1 protein-coding gene and 1 pseudogene are annotated in these 1,369 nt (G+C 66.8%); both read left to right on the forward strand.

The genetic code is table 11. The features are described 5' to 3' along the window. Positions 1–194 precede the first annotated feature (194 nt). Positions 195–959, forward strand: coding sequence for an IS5 family transposase (locus ACZ7N4_RS39145; protein ID WP_471368811.1), 765 nt, complete (start codon positions 195–197; stop codon positions 957–959). A 269-nt stretch (positions 960–1,228) separates the two neighbouring features. Beyond that, a pseudogene (locus ACZ7N4_RS39150) lies at positions 1,229–1,369 on the forward strand (IS5/IS1182 family transposase); the annotation flags it as partial.

Raw genomic sequence — 1,369 nt, forward strand, 5'->3', positions numbered from 1 at the left:
CCTGCCGTTCAGGCGTCAGCCCACCACCCTGCGGATATCTCACACAACCGGCATACCGCAACGATCACCCATCGTCAGCCCGTAACGACAACACGTCGCAAAGGTCAGTAGTTGGCCGGTTGACCTGCGCACGCGATGAAGCTCCTGGTAGACGGGTTCACGACCAAGATCGCCCGTGCCGCCAGGAGCTTCATGTGCTTGTTTACCCGTCCGCCCTCGACCTGTCCACCCGGCATCTGCGGTTCCTGACCGACCGGTTGGCCGCGCATCGGGAGGCGCGCGGGACGCGGTGGCGGCGGCTGTCCGCCGGCCGCCAGGCGCTGCTGGTGCTGGCACACCTGCGCCTGGGGCACACCTACGCGCAGCTCGCGGCCGGGTTCGAGGTGGGCGTGAGCACGGTGTACCGGTACATCACGGAAGCGGTCGGACTGCTCGCGGCGCGGGCGCCCGACCTCGCCACGGCGGTGACGGCCGCCTCGGGGAAGGCGTTCGTGATCCTGGACGGGACGCTGCTGCCGATCGACCGAATCGCCACTGACCGGCCCTTCTACTCCGGCAAACACAAGAGGCACGGCATGAACGTGCAGGTCATCGCCGATCCACACGGCAAGCTGTTGTGGGCCTCGTCCGCCCTACCCGGCGCCGTGCACGACATCAAGGCCGCCCGAACCCACGGCATCATCGACGCCCTCACCGAGGCGGGCCTGGCCTGCTGGGCGGACAAGGGCTACCAGGGCGCGGGCGGCACCGTGCGAGTGCCCTTCCGCGGCCGGTGGGACCGGCTCTCGACAGGTCAACGCGCGGTCAACGCCGCGCACGCCCGCATCCGGGCGCTCGGCGAGCAGGCCATGGCGACCTTGAAGACCTGGCGCCTGCTGCGGAAACTTCGCTGCAGCACCACTCGAATCACTAGCCACCTCCAAGCCGTCCTCAACCTCCACCTGACCTGCTCAAACTGAGGTTGGCAAAGGCTCACTAGCTCATAGGCTGCACGAACTTCGCCGTGGTTTCGTGCTTGCACCGCAATCGCCCGGGTCTTGGTTGATGACTTGACCAGCATTGGGTAACCGATCAGCTCTGCACGGACGGCTACCAATCCGGCGTTGGGCGCTCCTGCCCAGTTTGGCTGCGGCAGCTTATGTCTTGTGAGCAGCCTCCTGAGCCGGGTGAGGTCACCGCAAGGTGTTAAGACGTCATCTCATTTGGCAGCCCGGGTAGGCTGTAGGCCGTGGTGGGGATCGTTGAGCGGCTGGTGCCGGACGAGTTGTGGGAGTTGTTCCAGCGAGTGGTGCCGGAGGCGCCGGTGCGGCCTCAAGGTGGTGGCCGTCGTCGGCACGGTGACCGGGAGGTGCTGGCCGCGATCGTGTTC

This window comes from Streptomyces sp. NPDC107654 (assembly GCF_055639035.1).